Origin of the sequence: Gracilibacillus boraciitolerans JCM 21714, assembly GCF_000521485.1 — a bacterium.
Lineage (GTDB): Bacteria > Bacillota > Bacilli > Bacillales > Amphibacillaceae > Gracilibacillus > Gracilibacillus boraciitolerans.
In genome coordinates this window covers 1-21,088 of record NZ_BAVS01000041.1, presented here as the reverse complement: position 1 = coordinate 21,088, position 21,088 = coordinate 1, and the positions used below count along the sequence as shown (strand labels likewise).

The following is a 21,088-nucleotide window of genomic DNA, read 5'->3' as shown; positions in this document are numbered from 1 at the left end:
CCATATGAAATAAAACTTCCTCCTATCACTATTTACATCCATTGTAGCGCATGATTTAGCGTAGGCGGCCACTTCGACTCCTAAGGGATCAGCGTGATCTGAAGATCCACTTTTGTAAAGGGAACTTCTTTACAAAAGTTAGCTGAAGACACGCCCCCCCTTGGAAAGCGAAGTGGGCAAGCCGTAGCGTTTATTACGCATATAACCCATGTCAAAATAACCACTTTCATTTGCCGTTACTCATTGATTGCGTCTAGATGATTTAACAACTAATCTTTGTCAATAAAAGGACCGGGCGGGCTTTCCCGGTTTTTCTTAGTTCCCAAGAATTAAACATTTCGTTTGTCATTGCTGAATCATTTTCATAAAGGGTAAATTATGAAAAAATGATTTATCGATTACTTTAAATACTAATAAGAGAATGAAATAGATGATGCCACCTATTACTATGGCTATAGCAATATATGTTAATGACTGTAATCTTGTCCATTCATTTATAGAGAGTAATATGGTAGGTGCACCAATAATTACTCCTATTAAAATAGAGGACATGATTATTTGAAAAACCTTTAGATTTAAAAAACGAAAATTAAAATGTTTTTTAATTGAGTTTATATTAATAAACATAAGAACTGCATAAACGATAAGTGAAGCAACCGCAGCACCTTCTATTCCAAGTGATGGAATAAATAATAAGTTTCCAATAATTTTTAAGAGGATACCAATGAGTATAACCACTGCTGCAGTCCGAACAAGATTCATACCCTGTAAAATTCCAGTACCAACAAGCACAAAAGCAGTAAAAACAGAACTGAAGTTAATGATAGCTAGCATTGAACTTCCCTCAAGATTAGTAAACAGACCTAAATTGAGTGGTAAGGTTAAAGCAAGCAGGCCAAAAGCAGCAGGCCATGAGATGATATGTGACATAAAATGCGTTTTCTCAATAACTTGCCTCGTTCCCTCCAGGTCATTATTGGCTAACTTTTTTGTGATAAGTGGTACAAGTGGTAAGACGATGGAAGTCGCAAATACTGTTGCAATTTGTACCAAGGCGAGTCCACGTCCATATATCCCATATAAATAATTGACATCACTAACAGGTGTGCCAGTGAGTTTTAGTCCATAAGGAATAGTGAAAGAATCAACCACGTTAAATAATGCCATCGTTAAGGACCCAATGGCTATCGGTATCGATACTTTTAAGCCGGTTTTTGACCATTTTTTAAAATCTGCAAAGCTATATGGTGCAGTTGAAACAGGTTTATCGCTAAAACGTTGATATGTTAATCTTAAATATAATAAGGATGCAAGGGCTCCAATTATCGAACCAATCATGACTCCGCCTGCTATTACTTCATTAGAATAACCCTGGTTAACTAAGTAGTAGGCGATAACTAAAATGAATCCCACTCGGATAAACTGCTCTAGAACCTGTGACAATGCTGTTGGTTTCATATCCCCCATACCCTGGAAAAAACCACGATACACCGCCATATACGGAGCAACCAACAGGGTTCCAGCTACAACGATAAGTGCAAGCCTTGTACTGGATCCGCCAAGCAGATTTGCGATTTCAACCGAAAAAGCAAATATAAGTAAAAAGCTGACTATACCAAATGTTATTGCTAAAATACTCGCTGTAATATAAATATGTCGCACACTACTTCTATCACTTTGTGTTTGTGCTTCGGCGATCAGCTTTGAAATAGCTAATGGAAGACCTGCCACTGATAGTATGAGGGCGACCATATATACCGGATAGACCAGACTGAAAATACCTAATACTTCATCACCGGCAATGTTTTGTAGAGGTATCCTGAAGATACTTCCTAGTATTTTTGAAATTAGTGTAGCAATCGTTAATATAACTGTACTTTGGACAAAAGTTGATTTACTCATTTTATTTCCTCGTTCCGAACATTTTAATTTTGGCTATTTTCAATGCGAAAAGCGGTAAAGCTAGCATTCTTCGCCATCTGGAGGGTTGCTTAATTAATCGATATAACCATTCTAAATTCAGCTTTCGCCATATTTTTGGAGCACGCTTGACTGTTCCTGCAATTACATCAAAAGATCCACCGACACCAATGAAAATTCCATGTGAAAATTGATTAATATGTTCTGCAATCCATTTTTCCTGACGAGGCACACCTAATGCTACAAAGGTGATATCTGGCTGTGTTGCTCGGATCTGTTCTATAATATCATTCTGGTCCCAATCAAAATAACCGTCATGATAGCCAACAAGCTGTATGTCAGGATAGTTAGTGGCGACCTTTTCCACTGTAACTTTTAATGTGTCGGGATGCGCACCTAACAGAAATATTTTATATTGTTTTTCGTTTGCGATTTCTAATAATTTCAGCATAGAGTCGAATCCTGTCACACGTTCAGGCAAAGCTGTCTTTAACATGCGTGATGCTAATATGATTCCAATTCCATCTGCGGTTACATAGTCTGCCTTATTTATATATGATTTAAATGAGGGGGGGTCATCCTCTGCTTTCATCACGATCTCTGGATTAGCAGTAATCACAAATGATTTTTCCTTATTTTTGATGTGCTGATCCAATATAATGATAAATTCTCGTTGAGTGGTATTAATAAAAGGAATATCCAAAATAGTAATAGTTTTCATAGAAAGTAATGCTCCTTAGTAGAAAAATCAATAGTAAAATAATAACACAAAAAAGGAGGGAAATATATATTTCCCTCCTAAATTATTTATCCTTCTTTATATATTTGGACAGTTTCTTTTAATACCCATCCCATATCATTACCGATAGATATAAGTAAATGACCTTTTTGTTCATCGATCACAGTAACAGGCATATCGGCAGCAATATCTCCACTAATTTCAGCGTTTGTTGGATCAAGACTCGATTGTAATAGGACAGATTGTTTAGTTATTCCTAGTTGTGTGCGGAATTCTGAAATTTCTGGTTCAGTATCTTTTTCCAATGATGCTATGCTCGCAGAATTCATTAAAATCTCCACGTATGATTTGGAAACCCAACCGATTTTTCCATCAGCTTTTATCTTATACCACCCAGATAGCTCACCAACAAGCGTAACATCCGTTCCTTGTTTGAGTTTGCCAATTACACTAAAGCCTGTAGATGGTCCATCTCTAAAGTTTAACTCAGCAACTGTTGTTTTTCCTTTTTTCCCTGCTAATGACGTATCGCTCACCTGGATATCTATGTAGTTGCCAGATACCCATCCAGTTTTACCACTGGCTGTTATATTATACCAACCACCATTTTCACCATTAATTGTTACGGTTGTATTGTTAGCTAACTGATTAATCACAGAAAAACTGGTAGTTGGACCTTCACGGAAATTCAAATTACCGGCTACAGTTACTTTTCCCTTTTTTCCTGGAAAAGATGTATCGACATGATAGATAGCTGCTCCAGTTGGTTTACTTGTTTTTCCAGGCTGGTTTTGATAGTTTGGCACATCATATTTCATGATATAATTATCAATTTTCCCATAAATAGTATCCATTTTTTTCGTTTGTGATACCGCCCACACTGTATGTGTGGCATATTGGTGAGTCCCAGGCTTATCTGGATTCCAACGCATTTTATATAAAGTGTTTTGACCAGCGCTAATGTAGTTCTTTACAATTTCTGAAGCACCTCCGATAATAGCTGCTTCAGGTGTAAACCATTTTCGTTCAAAGGCATTTTTTGCTCCATCATTAATTGGATTGGAGTCATAAGCGCCAAGACCAAAGAAGTTATATACCGTATATTTTGCTTTGGACTTATCGACAATTTGGCCTTTGTCATTTACTGGAATACCTTTTGCTAAGGTGGATTTCCCGTTACCTGTTTCATGCAACGCATGGGCAATTAGATAGATTTCATTGACCGAATTCTGACTTCCCGCCTTTATAAATGCACTTCCTTGTCCAGATAGTGTACCAACATTTGTAAGTACTTTTTGGTTAATTTCACTTGCTGTGATATTAGTAGTTTTAGATAAATCTAAAAATTGCAAATATTCATCTGTGCCTTTTTCAAAATTATTAGGATTAGCATAATATTCAACCATTTTACGACTGGCAATGAATACTCCAGTTCCATCTGCCTTCGGTGTTCTATTCATTTGAGTGTTTACAACGCTATCAAAATTAACATTATATTTCGTGTTAGAAATTACCAATTTTGGATTTTTAATTTGATTAAGCATTCTCAATAGTACAGCAGATGTTTGACCTCGAGTCGTATAATCTTTAGGACTGAATAGTTCATCACTAGTTCCTGCCATAATGTTTAGATAGACTATTGATTGTATGGAAGGTTTAAACATCGGTGAAATTTTGCTTGAATCTTTAAAGGTTAATGATTCTTTAGCAGATTGTACACCTTTGAATTTCAAAGCACGAGCTATTAATGCTGCCATTTGTTCTCTGGTAATGTTAGCGTTTGGTTTAAACTGACCATTTGAATAACCACCGACCAGATTATAATTTGATGCAACCTCAATTGGATAATAATACCACTCGCTCCTCTTTACATCCGAAAAAGATTCCTTAGTGTCATTTGAATTTGTGCTAAGACCAAGTGAACGAATAAGAAATGCAGTGAATTCCGCACGAGTAATACTTTTATCAGGTCTATAACTACCATCTCCAAATCCACCAATAATCCCCTGATCTATCAGTTGTGTCATGGAATATTCGAAATAATGCCCTGTTAGATCGCTTTTCGCAAATGCTGCGGTTGGAATCAACAAAGATCCAATGATAAATAAAGTTACCATAATTGTTGCGAGTTTCTTCATTTTATATTCTCCCTCTATAATTTTTTATAATAGTCTATTGTTCATAGTTGTTTTAAATGGTATATTGTATTTAGTCATGAAATTGTTTACTATATTAATAAAAAATAGACCTTAATAACTAATAGAATATACCATAATAGTAAACTGGTAAATGAGATTTAAGTCCTATCTTATAAAAAGATTATAAAATGGAAAGGAAGCGAAATGTTGAGAAAGTTTATCTTCTCTATGTTGTTTGTTGTTGTTATTAGTGGTTTCGGTGTGAGTCATGTGGGTGCTGCCAGTTTGCCAGACATACCTGATATATATCAGGAGGAAGTAAATTATTTAATAGAGAAAAATATAATTAATGGTTTTCCAGATGGTACATTTAAACCTGATGATAACGTTACCAGAGCACAGGCTGTAACTATGATAGGAGCTGCCTTGCATTTAAGTGGAGGTCAAATTGAATCATCCTCGTTTTTTGATGTAAATAAGGATCATTATGCTTTTGGATATATTGAAGCAGCAGTAAAAAAACAAATTATTCACGGTTATACTGATGGTACTTTTAGACCCAGTAGAGAAATGAATCGAAGTGAAATGGCTATTATTATTTCAAAGGCATTTAATTTAACAGAAACTAGCGAAATGAATTTTTTGGATGTTTCAAAGCAAAGTAGCCTATACTTGCCAATTAATAAAATTTATACAGCAGGTATCACAGTGGGGTATGAGAATAATACATATAGACCGAACAAAACAATAACAAGAGCAGAGTTTTCTTTAATGCTAGCAAGAGCACTTGATCCGTCGTTCAGCATTGATAATGGTCAAGAGTTAACAACCAAATATGTGAATGTTAATACGTCATTAAATGTCAGAAGTGGACCAGGATCATCTTATTCTATTATCGGTAGTTTGTATAAGAATGACGAAATAAAGATATCTAGCAGTAATAGTGATTGGTTATATATGACAAAAGGAAATTTAAAAGGCTATGTCCATGCTGATTATTTAGTAGATAAACCGATTAAAGATACAAAAAATAGAGTGATCGCTATTGATGCAGGGCATGGTGGTAGTGATCCAGGAGCTAATGGTTATGGGATCATTGAGAAAGAATTGAATTTAAGTGTATCAAAATATATAGAGCAATACTTAAAAGAAGAAAACATTAAAGTAGTGATGACGAGAACAAATGATACCTATCTTTCATTAGGACAACGTGTCGATATTGCCGTTAATAAGAAGGCGGATGCGTTTGTAAGCATTCATGGAAATGCGTTTAATACAGAGAGTGCCAGTGGAACAGAAACATTTTTTTCAACTTCTGCAGCACCGACGCGATTACAGGCGAGTGAAAAGTTAGCAACCTTTATTCAAGCTCGTTTAGTGAAAGCGTTAGGAACGAAAAATAGAGGAGTAAAACAAGCTAATTTTCAAGTAATTAAACATAACCCTTTACCTGCTGCATTAGTAGAGCTAGGTTTTATGACAAATAAATCAGACGCCAATATATTAAAATCAAAACAAAGAGAAGCAGCAAAAGCTGTTAAAGAAGGCATTGTAGACTATTATAATTGGATCGAAAAAAATAACTAGTCCACAGAATACATCATTAGGAGTACATCGATGAAAAAAACAATCTGGTTCACTATTCTCATTTATTTAGTCATAGGTGTCCATACTATTTTTGCAGAAGATTTAGATGAAGAAAGAATCATCATAGGTTTTGAGGATAAGATTGATTTATCGCTATTAAATGGCATTAATTATCAATTGCATCATCGTTTAGATAATATAAATGCGATTGCTATAAGTATTGAAAGTAAAATGTTAGATGAATTAGAAACGAATAATGAAATAGCATGGATCGAACAGGATATCGTAATGGAATCTGATGTCCAAATAATGAACACAGGTAACATGTTAATAGGCTCCACTCATATTAATGCATTAAATATGACAGGTAAAGGTGTAAAGGTAGGAATAATCGATACTGGTATCAGTTCCACGCATCCTGACTTAAAGGTACAAGGTGGCGTAAGCTTTGTTGAAGGTGTATCATCCTTTGAAGATGACAATGGACACGGTACCCATGTTGCAGGTATCATCGCCGCTCAAAATAATGATTTTGGAGTCTTAGGTATTGCTCCTGAAGCACATATATATGCTATAAAGTCACTGAATAACGAGGGAGAAGGCAGACAAGCTGATGTCATTGCCGGAATCGAATGGGCGATAGAAAAGGAATTAGATATTGTCAATTTAAGTATTACCACTCCTCAACCAACAAACGCGTTAGAACTGACGATGAGAAATGCCTATCAGGCAGGTTTAATAATCATAGCGGCTTCTGGTAATGATAAAGAAGGTAACGGTCAGATAACAGATGATATCTTATATCCTGCTAAATATCCTTATGTTATCGGAGTGGGATCTGTTGATGAAAATCTAAAGAAGTCTGAATTTTCCTATCAAGGTCATTCTATTGAATTAGTGGCACCTGGTGAAGAGATTTTGAGTACCTTCCTGCCAAATAAGGAAGCCTATCTTCTGATGAGTGGAACGTCGATGGCTACACCATTTGTCACAGCAGTTACAGCTTTATATAAACAGGTATTTCCACAGTTTGATAATGATAGATTAAGAGAACTTGTAGTAAATAATGCGATGGACTTAGGTGTGGCAGGTAGAGATAGCGTCTATGGTTATGGGTTAGTGCAGCCACCTCCAAGCTGGTTTTTGGATGTGGAGCCTTCTAAGTGGTATACAGATTCTATTAATTTTTTACGTGCAGAGCAATTTGTTGCAGGGTATCCGGAAGGTATTTTCGAACCAGAAAAGAAGATTTCGCGCGGAGAAGTAGCAACAATGATTGGTAGAATTTTAGATGTGGAAGAAGTTTTTGAAGATAGTAGCTTTTCCGATGTAAATACTAATTATTATGCGTCAGGTTATATTAATGCATTAGCAAAGCTGGAAATTATAAAAGGCTACCCTGATCAAACCTATAGACCAAAGGAAGAGATTTCCCGTGCAGCAGCAACTGTTATTATCCAACGAGCATTTGATTTATATGTGGAGAGTCCAGCTTATTTTACAGATGTGCAAAATGATAAGAAATACTATTTTGATGCTATTAACGATTTGAAACAGTTAGGTGTTGTAAAAGGCTATCTGGATCGAAGCTACAAACCCGAAAACTTAATACAAAGAGCTGAATTGTCCTCCATTTTAGCTGGAGTATTACAGAAACAGTGAAATTCAATGGCAGACCAACAGTAATCTTCTGATAAAAGTAAAATCCGAACGATAATGCAAATTCACTTAGTGGAATTTGCTATCGTTCGGATTTTTTCTTTTGTCTAGGTCACTTTATTTCAGTTCATTATATATCTTTCGGTAATTGGTAGATACGGTATTTTTAGAGACATCATATTCTTTAGCTAACTGATCTTGCGTAATGCCATCATTATCGAGTAGCACTTTTTGCACATAATATTCTAAGGCACACGCGTAAGTCCTTGTGTTTTTTATGATCGGATTTACTTGTGCGCAATATTTCTTCCATGCTTTGATTCCTTTTAAAATGATAGCATCTTCTATGTTCTTCTCTGTCAACGAATCAGCGAACAATTGCGCAACTTCGTCGTGAGAGGACTGTTTGTTTTGATTTATTTCCATCCCCCCCTGTTGAAGAATCTCAGCCAGTAGCTCTGGGAAATTATCGGTTTTCGATTCATCAAATTGAATTAATAATTGCTTCACTTCAAGATAATCATGTTCAAATAATTTTATCGTACTATAAAGAAATCCGTAATAATTTGCGTATGGAATAAGGCTTCCAATGATTAAACTGCCCTCAATATAATTATCTGTTGCCAGATAAAAGACTTTATATGTCTGCTCATCACGCAAATCCTTGACGACGATAAATTCCTTGTGATCGGAAACAGTAACAATTTCATAGACAGATGGTTCTTGTTCTTTCCATTTATTATAGAGTGTTCTTGCAGGTACTATAATTGCTTGAAATTGATTTGCAGTATATATGTCGAATAGCGAACGCTTCTGGCTTAAAATCGGTTTATTAAACATCCAGATGGTTAAACCAGTATATATACGCTCATTATTTGTGCATCATCCTGGAAGGGTTGGTTTTCATATTGAGAAATAAAAGTATCTACTGATTTATTATATTTAGATAATCCATGTGTAACTAATCGATGGTGTAAAAGGTTTAATTGCCCATTAATTAAAGGTTCATTTACCTTGGTACTGGCACCACAACAATTTTTATACTTTTTACCACTTCCACATGGACATTTATCATTTCTGTTTACTTTAGCCATAACTTTTACACCTCCAAACCAATTAAAGAGTGAGATATTAAACATTCCTGTCGATTATAACAAAATATTGAACTCTATAATAACAAAAAGATATCAAAATTTCCAATATTTAATCATTTTATTTATTTTGAATCGCTTCGACACTCCATTTTGATAAATCGATTTGACTGGTGTCCTTTAATATAGAGGCTTCAGGGAAAATAAATGTCCATGGTTTACTTGTATTGCTTTTCACGTTGAGGGCGTCTAATTGAAATCCACCTTTCGCCACAATTTCTCCACTGGCATCCTTAACCAGTAAAGGCAACTGTTCAATGGTTAAATTTTTATCGGATCCGTTGCGAATTAAAATGGTAGTTGTTACTTGATTATCAGCTGTTATTCCGGCACTGACTCCTAATAAATTTACTTCACCAGGCTTAAGTGGTTTAGCTGATGCTACAATTTCTTCTAATTTTTTAATGCTGTCATCTGCAAGGGATTCTTTCCATGATTCAGCCAAATCTAACTGATGTTTTGGCTTTAGTTCAAAAGCTAACGACCAATTGTTGTTTGGTGTACCTAGATTTTCAGGTATTTCTTTTTTTTTGAAATGAAATTCCCATGGTCTGCTTCCATTAGATGGTATTGAGCCAGCCTTAGATAGATCAAATTCCTTTCTTGCGATGGTTTTATGCTCGTCATCAAGTAATATGATAGCTGTTTTATCTAATTTTATCGATTTTGTTAATGTCTGACGAATTAAGGCGATAAACTGATAGCCGTCTTCCTTCTCCTGATAATCAACCGTGGCCAATGATAATTGGTTGATGTGTAACGGTTTGGCATTCGTATTATGAAACGCCAGTACATATTTTTCTTCATCTGGTAATTGCCAATCCGGATGGATGGAAAGTTCAGTCTCTATAGTCGTATTATGATCTGTTGCGGAATCTGTATCCACCAATTTACTTGCTTCCACATCATGATCTACGGTTTTTTTCTTGCCTTTTTTGTTTAAAAAAGGAAACATATAAGCCACTCCTACTGTTCATTTCTGTTAATTATATAACGGTATGTCTGGACGAAAAGCATATGAATATTGGTTTGCATCGATTCGTACATCCATTTAAAGATTTGGTATCCTTCTTTAGTATAGATTTGAACCGGATCTTCTTGTTCATAGGAACGCATCGCTATGCCATCCTTTAATCGTCCCATTTCTTCAAGATGTGCCGTCCAGGTTTGATCAATCAGCTGTAAGGCGCCATGACGAAGTGATTTCTCTAGTCTAAGATTTCTCTTTAATGTATCAACTATGGCAAGATGTTCGTTGACTTGTTCTGTAACAAAAGCTTGTAATGTATGATAATCTTCGAAAGTAGTTTCTGTTGCTACTTTAACAAGTAAGGCACGGTCAAGCCACTTTAGAAATGCAGTTAACGTCTGTTGGTCAGGTACCTCATTATGATCGATATGTTTGGTTAAATGGGTTTGAACAACCGGATCAATAAAATCGTTAATATCTGCTATGATGTTTTTTGAATGTAATAGTTTATTCCGTATTTCATAGATGACTTTACGCTGATCATTGATAACCTGTTCTAATTGAAAATTGAATTCTCTGAATTGATAGTTACTTCCTTCACTAATCTTCTGAATCGAATCAATCCAGTTGTGTACTTGTTTATTAAGAATGATTCCTTGTGGATTAGTCTCGATTTTTTCCCGCTGCCGTTCGATAATGTCATTACCAAATCGGAGAATAAGTTCATCTTCTAATGAAATAATAAATTGAGATGATCCTGGATCACCCTGCGTCCGGATCTGCCTTTTAACTGATTATCGATGCGTCGGCTTTCATGTCGTTCTGTACCAATAACATGAAGACCGCCTAACTCGGCAACATCTTCCCCGAGCATAATATCTGTTCCTCGTCCTGCCATGTTCGTCGCTATCGTAATCTGATCCTTCTGACCAGCCATGGAGATTAATCGCACTTCATGCTCGACACTTTTGGCATTTAATAATTGATAGCGAATTCCTTCTTTATCAAGTCTCGATGCTATCGTCTCTGATTGAATAATAGAGCTTGTCCCAATTAAAATTGGCTGTCCATTCTGATGTCGTTCCTTAACAACCGTCATTAAATAATTATATTTCTGTTCCTTTGTATCAAATATGATGTCCTGCTTGTCGTCACGGATGACAGGTTTATTTGTTGGAATTTGAATCACATTCATACCATAAACTTTTTGGAATTCTGATTCTTCTGTCTTAGCTGTCCCAGTCATTCCGCCTGTAACAGGATACATGTGATAATAATTTTGAATCGTTATGGATGCCTGTGCTTTATTTTCCTCGGTAACCTTTAATCCTTCTTTTGCTTCTAATGCCTGATGTAAACCGTCACTTAAACTGCGGCCTTCCATGATTCTGCCTGTGTTCATATCCACTAATTTAATTTCGCCTTCTTCCACGATATAATCAACGTCTCTTTCGAAGAGGACCCGCGCACGTAATGCTTGATTCATATAATGATTAAGGGCCCGGTGCTCCATATCGTAGAAGTTATCAACGGCAAATATTTTCTCCACACGCGTGATACCTTCGTCAGTGAAATTGACCGTTTTTAATTCGATATCATAATTGAAATGGGTACCAGGTTGAAATGCCCTGGAAACCTTCGCACAGACTGCATGTAAATTTTCGTGTAATCTGGATTTACCAGCAATGATAAGTGGTGTTTTTGCCTCATCGATTAAAACACTGTCCACTTCATCAATAAGGGCATAATGATAGGGACGCTGCACCTTCTGATTTGCGGCATATGCCATATTGTCTCGTAAAAAGTCGAAGCCAAATTCCGTTCCTATCCCATATGTAATATCGGCCTGATATGCTTTCACTTTATCTTCCGGATTCATATTGGGTATGTTAAGTCCTACAGTTAGTCCGAGAAATTCATGAATTTGACCAATCAGGCTTTTGTCACGATTAGCTAGGTATTCATTGACGGTAATCACGTGTACGCCTTTTCCTTCAAGTGCCCGCAAATAACTTGGTAAAGAAGCTACAAGTGTTTTTCCTTCGCCTGTCGCCATTTCTGCAATATTTCCTTCTAATAAAACAAGTCCACCTATAAGTTGCACATCATAATGACGAAGTCCCAGGATTCGTCTGGATGCTTCCCGGACGGTAGCGAATGCTTCAACTTTTATATCATTAATGGTACTGCCATTTTGTAACATTTCTTTAAACTCAGTTGTCTTATTTGTTAATTGATGATCGCTTAATGCCTGAATAGTTGGTTCTAAAGCATTAATTTGGTCAACTATTTTGTAATACTGTTTTATTTGTCTTAATTGTTTGGTTGAGTTCCATTTATCTAATAACTTCATCTATGTTAACGCTCCTTAAAGACATCTCAAAAAAACTTTCCATTTACGTCAGTATAACATGATTATTATTACATCGCACCGTGGCTGAGATAGGTCAATTAGTTGTTTGTGCTGCAGGATTCGATAAATCCAAATGGTTTTTTAATTCAGTTTGGATATTGGCTACACTTTGTTCATTGGCTTGGAAATAATAAACACCGTCAATGTAGCTATCTTCCCCTTCAAGTATGTTGGTTTCGATGTTCAATTTGCCATTTCCCAAATACGAAGTTAAACCTTTTATTTCGTCAAAAGTCATATTAGTTTTCATATTATCTCCGACAGCTTCGATTAAATCATCATACTTAAGAACAGATTTCACGGATGTTGCTTTATCTGCAATAGCCTTCATGATTTCCTGCTGCCGCTTACCTCTCTCGATATCATTGTCGATTTTTCTGGTGCGGGCATAGGCAAGGGCTTCTTCGCCGTTTAATAGTTGATCACCTGGTTGTAAATGAATGGCATTTGGTTCATCTTTGGAATTTTGTTCCTGGATTTCTTTTTCTACATTTACATTAATTCCATTCAAGGTCTCCACCACATCAATAAAAGCATTAAAATTCATACTCACATAGTAATCTACCGGGATATCCAGAAATTCCTCGACCGTTTCGATGGTAGCCTTTACACCTCCATACGCATGGGCATGGTTTATTTTAGTGTTCATGTCTCGCTCCGGGACATAGACATAGGTATCTCTTGGTATGCTGAGCATCTTAACGGAAGAATCGTCTTTATTTAATGTAGCCAAAATCAGTGCATCTGATCTTGAGCCACCTTCATTTTGGTCCATTCGTGTTTCACTTGTATCTAAACCAATAAATAAGATGGATATACTCCCTGTTTGAGGTCAATTGTTTCCCCCCCATCCCTTAATGCAGAGCCATTTTCTCTGCCGTCAGCTGCATAGGAATCATCTAATACACCTTTTGCAGTTTGAAACAAATTAGTTAGATAAATTCCGATTGCAATTCCTATTATAATAACCGGCAGTAATAAAAATAATAGTCTTTTTCTCCTTTTTCGTTTTTTATCGCGTTTTTGTTGAATTCTGTATGTGGTTTGCTGATTAACCATTTTTTGAAAATCTCCCTAAAATGTAATTTGATGCAAATTACATTTTACTATGAAACATGTGGAATGTCACTACAGATAAGAATATTCTGTGCGCTTTTGTAACATATTTGAATAATTTTAGACACCTTTACGTTTTCTGGATTGATTATAGCTGTGAAAGGAGGTGATCAAATGGCTTTAGCAGAACGTATTGATTCCAGACTGCAATTAACGTTTGAGAATGGAATGGACCCGATCACAGGTGATGCGATCTATAAGTTGAAATCCTTTAACAATGTGAAATTGGATGCGACAGCAGATCAGCTGCTGGCAATTACAGCAGCGATTACACCATTACAGCAGCTTGTGCTTTATTCAGTGAAACGAAATGATACCGAATTAATCACAGAAGACTAATTCATGACGCAATAAATGAAGGAGGTGGAAAACGTGAAAAAGATCGAATTGAAATTTGAAAATGAGGAAGGTAAATTGGTAACCATCTCATTGGATAACCCGGTGGAACCAGTCGATGAAGTTGCCGTAAACAGTGCAATGGACACGATTATCGCACAGAATGCCTTTACCTCTTCTGGTGGTGACCTTGTGGTAAAGAAAAGCGCCCGCATTGTTGAACGTAATGTAATGGATATAGAAATATAATGGATAAAAAGGGGAGAGGGCTTCGTTAGCTAGCTTTAGCTCCCCCCCTTTTTGTGTTGTTGACGGGAATGCTTTCAAAAAATTTAAGTAAAAGGAGATGAGGATATGGATCAGACGTGGATCTCGTTAATAACCGATGTTGGTTTTCCGGTTGCGGTGACCTTTTATTTATTACATCGCATTGAAACGAAACTCAATACATTAATTGAATCCATCGTTGCTTTGCCGGAAAAGATGCGATAAAAATTAACCTCAGCTAATGTAGTCATTAGCTGAGGTCATTAAAGCAGGTTGTTAGATGGATGGTTCGAATGTTTGGCAGTCTGTTTCTTTCACATTTGCAGCACTTTTGCCATTGTGGCTGACTACATAAATGATATCTGCATGACATCTGTTGCCTTCAGCCCAGAATTTACAATTGTTAACCTCACATTTTACATCTTTCGCCATCTTACACACCTCCTACATGCTTAGTGTAAGTAATCTGGCGAAAAAAATGTGTGGTGAATCATGGAAGTTATTTTTGTGGATACATTGTTAAAAGCTTTGCAATGTTATGCTTGGACGTTGCCTGAAAAAAATAATCGGCTGATTGCTTATAATGCTGCTGGTCATAATGAATTTTGCCAAGCAGCACATAACAAAAATCCAGTTCTGCTTTATCACCAGTTTGCTGATAATAGCGAATGATTTCTTTTTTCATTTTTTGCTTAAATGATTCCTCTCCATAGCTTTGTTGCACGATATGATGAAGAATATAAAATTTATAGTCGTATTTCTTGCCTTGCTTTAATTTTAATCCTCCACTAATGTAAACGTTTGCATTATCTTTGTTGCCTATTAAGACATAGGTGAAGGCTCGCAGATAGAGGTAAGCTACCCGTAATGATTTTCGATCTTCTTTATTTATTGCTTCTCTGCTATGTTTCAAGGAGGCGTCATAATTGTTTTCGAATAAATAGGCAAGGCTTAAGATATATTGAATAAAGGTTGTATGGATACTGTTGCGGTTATTTTCGAGTAATTTATGTAGTGCAGGAATGGCGGATGCTGTTTTACCCAATGGAATATCATTAATGATCAAGATGATCCGGGAAAGCAGGAGATTTTCATTGTTCATGCTTTCCAGGAAAAACTTGATAGCGATTGATGCATGGTGATTGGAATCGATATAATTTTCCATTTTGCTGTAGAGAATGGCTTGATAAAGGTGTGCTGCACCATCCTCTTCAAAGATATTTTTATCACTTCGTTTTGCAACGCGCAAATATATATGTGCATTTTTTAGCTGATCCTGTAACACATAGAAAAAAGCTAACGACTTATTATAGTGATAGGCATCTTGTTGAGGTACTCGGAGAGCGGTTTCTTGTATGTGGCAAACTAAGGAGGCGGCTTCCTCAATATGGAAACAGAGTAATGAATGCTGAAAACGCTGAAGTAAATAGACACTCTCGTAATTCGTGTAAAAACTGACCGGGTATTGCTGCATCTGCAGATAATATTCTGTGGATTCTGCAATATTATTTTGAGCAATTTCTTTTTGCCAAGCGGATAATTTCACGTAGACCGGATGTTGTTTATCATAAACCAGTTCCTTTATATGCAGTGCCTTTTGAATGGCTTCTAACATGTGTTTAGGAGGGTTATATTTACCTGCTTCAATTTTACTGATTGCGGCTGCTGAATAACCTACCATTTTCCCCAATTGTTTGAGCGTGAGGTTCATTTTCTTCCGGTGATACTTGATTAATTGACCAATTTCATACACATCTTCCAACCCTCTTCCCGATATATTTTAGTTACATCTATATAATTCGATAGTAATAGCGAAAATCCTTCATAATAATTCATAATGGCCTATTTATTTACACAAAAACTCGATAAAAAACCCGATAATGAGCAGTATTATTAAAAAAATAAAAACTTTTACGCCAATCAGTGGTACAACAAATAGTAACCATGGTATGAAAATAAGGAACCCGATAATACATACCATGCAGAAATAGAAGAAAGTCTTCATCCATCATTCCCCCCCTTCAATTATTGTTACTATAGATTATGAGATTCGCCCAGAAGCGTGATTTTTGAGGTCGATGATAAAATCGCATATACTATAGACAGAGGGGGGAATTTACATGAAGCAAATCAATATCGAGAACTACCGAAAAGCAGCCTATTCGATTGATGATATGTTTTTGCAGCGCTGGTCACCGCGTTCCTTTTCTGAAAAAGAGATCGAAAAAGGGACATTGATGAGCGTGTTTGAAGCAGCTAGATGGGCGCCATCAGCCAGTAACAAGCAGCCATGGCGTTTTATTATTGCTACCACAGCGGAGGACCGCCAAAGATTTCATTCATTTATTATGGATGGAAATCGTACCTGGTGTGAGAAAGCACCAGCATTTGCACTTGTGATTTCGGACAAGGAAACTGGTGGAGCCCACGCCTTTGATACCGGAACAGCCTGGGGGTTTCTTATCCTTACAGGCAATGAAAAATGGATTAATTACCCACGCAATGGGCGGTTTTTATAAAGATCAGGCACGTGAACTATTAAATATTCCTGAACAATATGATATCCATGCAGTGATTGCGATTGGCTATCAGGATGAGAAGGAAAAACTGGAAGAGACATTTCAAGAACGAGAACAACCTTCCACCCGTAGACCATTAGAGGAAACGATTATGGAAGGAACATTTAAAGTCTGATTAATATCAGGCTTTTTTTGTTGTTATATGAAAAGTGACCTAATTATGCATTGAAGTGACCTAAAAGTTAGAAAAAGTGACCTAATTACGCTTAAAAGTGACCTAAAAGTTAGAAAAAGTGACCTAATTACATAAAAAAGTGACCTAATAATTTTTTTTATGAGAAAGTGAACGATTGCTCACGTCATTCGACCCCCCCCAACTTATTTCCTATTAGACAAATTCTTTGCAAATGCTTACAATTAAAAAAAGATGGGAGGTAGAATACATGAAAAAATTTTTATGGCTTATTGCATTTTTAATACCATTCTTCCTCATGCTTTATTTTGGAAAGGAAACCTTTTATATAGAAAATGAACTTGCGGCTGATGATCCTTACAACTATCACTTTGTCCTGATAACGGAAGAAGTCGGTAATGATTATTGGCGCTTAATTGAAAAAGGTGCCAAAGAGGCAGCTGCCGAGCATGATATTTATTTAGAATATATTGGGCCAAAAGTCACTGATAATGAAGAACGTCTGGCAACGTTTGACCGCATGATTACAGCAGGTGTTGATGGCATTATTACCAAGGGAATGAACGATCCTGAGTTTGCAGAGCTCGTTCGTAAGGCAGCGAGCCGCAATATTCCTGTCGCCACGATTGATACCGATAATGAACAAAGTGGTCGTGAATTTTATGTTGGAACAGATAACTATCGTGCGGGCTTATTAGCAGGGAAGACATTGATCGAGCAGACGACCGGTGAGCAAAGGGTGGCGGTTATTATCGGGTTGGCCACCGCTCAAAATCAACTGGAACGTCTTAATGGCTTTGAAGATGCGATCGCGGAGTCAGATCGGATTGAGCTGGTCGATGTTGCTGAATCGAACATTACCGAGCTCGGTGCAGCACAGGCGACCTATCAGCTGTTAAAGAAACATTCCAATATTACTGCGTTTTTTGGTACGAGTGCGCTGGATGGGATTGGAATTGTTCAGGGTATCGAAGAGATGCGGCCTAGAGAGCGTCCCTATGTGATTGCATTTGATATTTTGCCGGAAACGTTAACAGAAATTGAACAAGGAACCATTCAGGCAACCGTGGCTCAGTATCCCGAAAAAATGGGCAGACGCTCGGTCGAATTAATGCTTGAGATATACAACAAAAAAACCGTAGACTCGATCCATTTTACCGATACTGGAATTGTTGATGCGAGTCATATTCATAATGGCGAGTTAATCGTCCCGGTCGAAGAAGGTGAACAACCGTGAAAAATTGGCTCTATCGGCATATGAGTGGGCGCACGATTCAATCGAGATTAACACTGATTTTTGCAGCTATTATCCTTTTATTTAATATTGTTACGATTTCGATTTATGTGAGCTCGACCCAGCTTCAACAGCAATATCATGACAGTGTTGCCTCGTTATTACGACTGAACACGATTTCACAATCGGCGGTCAAGTTATCTGATACCACCAAAGCCTATGTTTTGGAAAGGGATGAGGAGAGTCTCGAGCAATATTACCTGAATCGAACGATGCTGCGTGAACAGGTGCAGCCGTTATTAGCGGATGCGACGCCGATTCAATATAAAAATTATACCAATATGGTCGATGCATTGATTTACCAATCGGAGCTGACGGTTGGTTTTGTGCTGCGCGATGATATCGAGCAATATACCGCCCATATGAAGGAAGTGCAGAGTACTGCCAATTACATTCAGCAGACGACATTAGAATTGCTTGACACCTCGTTAACCGAGTACCAGGGTTTGTATATCGACATGCAGGAGAGAAACGAAGCATTTAAATACTTCACCCTTTTCTTATTAATTACGACGATTATGTGTGGGACCTATATCGCGATCCGATTTGGAAGAGGTATTCACCGGCCGATCCAGAAGCTTTCGCGGGCGGCAACAGAGGTTTCACAGGGAGAATTTAATGGGAAACCCGTTGTGATCGAATCCAATGATGAATTCCGGCTGCTGGGCGATTCCTTTAATACGATGCGTGGCAGCATTCGGAATCTGATTAACGAAATTAAGGATCAATCACAACAGGAGATGCTGATGAAGGAACTGGAGCTTAAGCATTTGCAAAATCAGATCCATCCTCATTTTTTATTTAATACGTTGAATACTGTTTCAAAAATGGCATATCTTGAAGAAGCGAGATCGACGTCCAATCTGATCGATTCGCTGGCGTCGATGATGCGCCATAGCTTAGGCGACTTAAAGAAATCTGTCCATCTTCAGGATGAATTAAAAATGGTAAGCGATTATGTCCATATTCAGCAGACACGTTTTATGGAACGAATTGAATTCCATGTTGATCCATTAGCCGAGCATTTAAATCTGCCAATTCCAAGATTAACGCTACAGCCACTTGTGGAAAATGCCTTTATTCATGGGCTGGAAGAGCTGGAAGAAGGCGGGCGGATCGAGGTGCTCGTGACGGAAAACGAGACAGATGTAATGGTTGAGGTCTGTGATAATGGTGTCGGCATCAGTAAAGCCCAACAGCAAAAATTGTTGCTGATGGAAGATGACCAGCATGTCGGCCATGTCACCGGGATCGGCCTTGCCAACGTAATCAAACGGCTGCAGCTATTTTATCAAAAGCAGGATGTACTGGAAATCGAGTCAGAACTCGGAAAAGGGACGGTCATTCGCATCAAGATACCGAAAGGACAAAAGGGGGGGGAAGTCGCATGAGAGTGATCATCGCGGAGGACGAATTGTTAGAGCGAAAGGCGATGCGTAAATTTTTAGAGGAGAATTTCAGCGATTTAGAGGTGATCGCGGAAGCTGCTAATGGTCGAAAAGCGGTCGAGCTGGCAGAAACTTTGAGGCCAGATATGATGCTGATGGATATCAAAATGCCGGGTTTGAGCGGAATTGAAGCGATGGAGCGAATCTATCAGATCAACCCACAGATTAAATTTATTATGGTGACCGCCTATGATTCATTTGATTATGCCAAGAAGGCGATGAAATTAGGCGTTCGTGAATACATCTTGAAGCCGAGTAAAAAGGAAGAAACGGTGCGGGCGATTTTAAGTGTAAAAAAGGAAATTAAGCAGGAACAACAGACATTGGCTAATCGCCAGGCCTTATTCCTGACCAAACTCATGCAAGGCGAGGATGCAGAAGCACTCAGGAGAAATCTCTATCCGAAGATGCAGAGCGGCTTCTTTTTTGTAATGAATCAAGCTGTCCCGTTGCCGTCATCGTATATTCAAAGAGATAAGGTAGGCTTTTTTGTGGCAGAGGAGAAGTTAGATAATGCCATAGTATTGAAGAAAATGCGCGCCCTTCAGCTCGAACTGGGAGATGTCTACCTCGGTGTCGGCCATCCGTATCAGCGGCTGTCCGATTTAGCGACCTCCTATTATGAAGCAAGACTAGCATTGCACCATTTAGTGGAAGCGGGGGGGCATAAGAAATACGGGTTTCCGCCAAAGGTAGAGGAGAGTCGGGATCTCGATACGCTGATGCAGGCATTGAAGGACGGCAACGAGGACCGGGTCTGGGCTGAGTTCGACGAGCTTGCAGATGCATTAGATATTGAGGCCTATTTTAAAATAAAACAGATCATCGAAGAAAAACAATGCCCATTCCCGAATATCGCCTTCGAACAACTGGAGACCCGGGAGGATTGGCGTGACTTTTTGCAAATGATTTGTTTAGAGATCGGGAACCATTTTCAATCGCGAAATAAAATCGAGCGAGCGAAGCAGTTCATTGATGAGCATTATCAGGAACAGGTCAGCCTCGAGGATCTCTCCGCCTATACGGATTTAAGCATGAACTATTTATCGAATCTGTTCCGTGAGGAGACAGGGCAAACCTTCAGTGATTACGTGACCTCGATTCGGATCGAAAAGGCGAAGGAGCTTCTGCAGGAAAACGAGACAACATTGAAGGAAATCAGCTCTGAGATCGGTTATCGCGATCCCAACTATTTCAGTCGTGTCTTCAAGAAGCAGGAAGGCATCTCGCCGAAGCAGTATCAGAACCAAATCTTAAAATAGTGCAGATAATCATAAAATAATACAGAAATTGACCGCCAACACATAAGCGCTTTCCCTATATAATCATAGGTGAAAG

At 37.8% G+C, this 21,088-nt stretch carries 19 protein-coding genes and 2 pseudogenes; 9 read left to right on the top strand and 12 right to left on the bottom strand.

Features of this window, described 5'->3' with window-relative positions; genetic code table 11:
* Positions 1–345 precede the first annotated feature (345 nt).
* From JCM21714_RS16210 to JCM21714_RS16200, 3 genes are all read right to left on the bottom strand, one after another.
* Positions 346–1,902 (bottom strand): putative polysaccharide biosynthesis protein, encoded by a 1,557-nt coding sequence (locus JCM21714_RS16210; protein ID WP_035725943.1) that lies wholly within the window; start codon positions 1,900–1,902, stop codon positions 346–348.
* Between the two features lies 1 nt (position 1,903).
* Positions 1,904–2,641 (bottom strand): WecB/TagA/CpsF family glycosyltransferase, encoded by a 738-nt coding sequence (locus JCM21714_RS16205; RefSeq protein ID WP_035725942.1) that lies wholly within the window; start codon positions 2,639–2,641, stop codon positions 1,904–1,906.
* An 86-nt stretch (positions 2,642–2,727) separates the two neighbouring features.
* Positions 2,728–4,797, bottom strand: coding sequence for an S-layer homology domain-containing protein (locus JCM21714_RS16200; protein ID WP_035725940.1), 2,070 nt, complete (start codon positions 4,795–4,797; stop codon positions 2,728–2,730).
* 207 nt (positions 4,798–5,004) lie between these two features.
* Between JCM21714_RS16200 and JCM21714_RS16195 the strand changes: the two genes are divergently transcribed.
* Complete coding sequence (locus JCM21714_RS16195; protein ID WP_052000820.1) at positions 5,005–6,384, top strand: N-acetylmuramoyl-L-alanine amidase; 1,380 nt, start codon at positions 5,005–5,007, stop codon at positions 6,382–6,384.
* 30 nt (positions 6,385–6,414) lie between these two features.
* Positions 6,415–8,046 carry a S8 family peptidase gene (locus JCM21714_RS16190; protein ID WP_035725936.1) on the top strand — a complete coding sequence of 544 codons (1,632 nt, stop codon included), beginning with the start codon at positions 6,415–6,417 and terminating at the stop codon, positions 8,044–8,046.
* Positions 8,047–8,160: 114 nt separating this feature from the next.
* Here JCM21714_RS16190 and JCM21714_RS16185 read toward each other — a convergent pair whose 3' ends face one another.
* From JCM21714_RS16185 to JCM21714_RS24520, 7 genes and pseudogenes are all read right to left on the bottom strand, one after another.
* A complete protein-coding gene (locus tag JCM21714_RS16185) occupies positions 8,161–8,883 on the bottom strand; it encodes a helix-turn-helix domain-containing protein (RefSeq protein ID WP_035725933.1) in 723 nt (240 codons plus the stop codon).
* Positions 8,884–8,891: 8 nt separating this feature from the next.
* Positions 8,892–9,137, bottom strand: coding sequence for an SEC-C metal-binding domain-containing protein (locus JCM21714_RS16180; protein WP_035725932.1), 246 nt, complete (start codon positions 9,135–9,137; stop codon positions 8,892–8,894).
* 118 nt (positions 9,138–9,255) lie between these two features.
* On the bottom strand, positions 9,256–10,149 hold the full coding sequence (locus JCM21714_RS16175) for an accessory Sec system S-layer assembly protein (RefSeq protein WP_035725931.1): 894 nt from the start codon (positions 10,147–10,149) through the stop codon (positions 9,256–9,258).
* A gap of 11 nt (positions 10,150–10,160) precedes the next feature.
* Positions 10,161–10,769 carry a hypothetical protein gene (locus JCM21714_RS22370; protein ID WP_235182978.1) on the bottom strand — a complete coding sequence of 203 codons (609 nt, stop codon included), beginning with the start codon at positions 10,767–10,769 and terminating at the stop codon, positions 10,161–10,163.
* Positions 10,770–10,892: 123 nt separating this feature from the next.
* Positions 10,893–12,517 (bottom strand): annotated as a pseudogene (gene secA / locus JCM21714_RS16170) (preprotein translocase subunit SecA); the annotation flags it as partial.
* 94 nt (positions 12,518–12,611) lie between these two features.
* On the bottom strand, positions 12,612–13,352 hold the full coding sequence (locus JCM21714_RS16165; RefSeq protein ID WP_369403638.1) for an LCP family protein: 741 nt from the start codon (positions 13,350–13,352) through the stop codon (positions 12,612–12,614).
* A 17-nt stretch (positions 13,353–13,369) separates the two neighbouring features.
* Complete coding sequence (locus tag JCM21714_RS24520; protein WP_369403637.1) at positions 13,370–13,636, bottom strand: hypothetical protein; 267 nt, start codon at positions 13,634–13,636, stop codon at positions 13,370–13,372.
* Positions 13,637–13,807: 171 nt separating this feature from the next.
* On the opposite strand from JCM21714_RS24520, the gene JCM21714_RS16160 reads away from it, so the two are divergent.
* From JCM21714_RS16160 to JCM21714_RS16150, 3 genes are all read left to right on the top strand, one after another.
* On the top strand, positions 13,808–14,032 hold the full coding sequence (locus tag JCM21714_RS16160; protein ID WP_035725928.1) for a DUF1659 domain-containing protein: 225 nt from the start codon (positions 13,808–13,810) through the stop codon (positions 14,030–14,032).
* A 33-nt stretch (positions 14,033–14,065) separates the two neighbouring features.
* Entirely contained in the window at positions 14,066–14,278 is a 213-nt protein-coding gene (locus JCM21714_RS16155; RefSeq protein WP_035725926.1) for a DUF2922 domain-containing protein, read from the top strand.
* A 105-nt stretch (positions 14,279–14,383) separates the two neighbouring features.
* A complete protein-coding gene (locus JCM21714_RS16150) occupies positions 14,384–14,521 on the top strand; it encodes a YvrJ family protein (RefSeq protein ID WP_035725924.1) in 138 nt (45 codons plus the stop codon).
* A 51-nt stretch (positions 14,522–14,572) separates the two neighbouring features.
* On the opposite strand, the gene JCM21714_RS19575 is transcribed toward JCM21714_RS16150, so the two are convergent.
* Entirely contained in the window at positions 14,573–14,728 is a 156-nt protein-coding gene (locus tag JCM21714_RS19575) for a DUF1540 domain-containing protein (protein WP_084040904.1), read from the bottom strand.
* A gap of 67 nt (positions 14,729–14,795) precedes the next feature.
* Positions 14,796–16,049 (bottom strand): helix-turn-helix domain-containing protein, encoded by a 1,254-nt coding sequence (locus JCM21714_RS16145; protein ID WP_035725923.1) that lies wholly within the window; start codon positions 16,047–16,049, stop codon positions 14,796–14,798.
* 367 nt (positions 16,050–16,416) lie between these two features.
* On the opposite strand from JCM21714_RS16145, the pseudogene JCM21714_RS16140 reads away from it, so the two are divergent.
* The 4 genes and pseudogenes from JCM21714_RS16140 (at position 16,417) to JCM21714_RS16125 (ending at position 21,012) form a co-directional block, all read left to right on the top strand.
* Positions 16,417–16,990: pseudogene (locus JCM21714_RS16140) on the top strand (nitroreductase family protein).
* A 268-nt stretch (positions 16,991–17,258) separates the two neighbouring features.
* Positions 17,259–18,245, top strand: a complete 987-nt coding sequence (locus tag JCM21714_RS16135; protein WP_035725920.1) for a sugar-binding protein — start codon at positions 17,259–17,261, stop codon at positions 18,243–18,245.
* Complete coding sequence (locus JCM21714_RS16130; protein WP_235182976.1) at positions 18,242–19,693, top strand: sensor histidine kinase; 1,452 nt, start codon at positions 18,242–18,244, stop codon at positions 19,691–19,693. The genes JCM21714_RS16135 and JCM21714_RS16130 overlap by 4 nt, the downstream gene beginning before the upstream one ends.
* Positions 19,690–21,012 carry a response regulator transcription factor gene (locus tag JCM21714_RS16125; RefSeq protein WP_035725917.1) on the top strand — a complete coding sequence of 441 codons (1,323 nt, stop codon included), beginning with the start codon at positions 19,690–19,692 and terminating at the stop codon, positions 21,010–21,012. Before JCM21714_RS16130 ends, JCM21714_RS16125 begins: the two co-directional genes overlap by 4 nt.
* Positions 21,013–21,088: the final 76 nt, after the last annotated feature.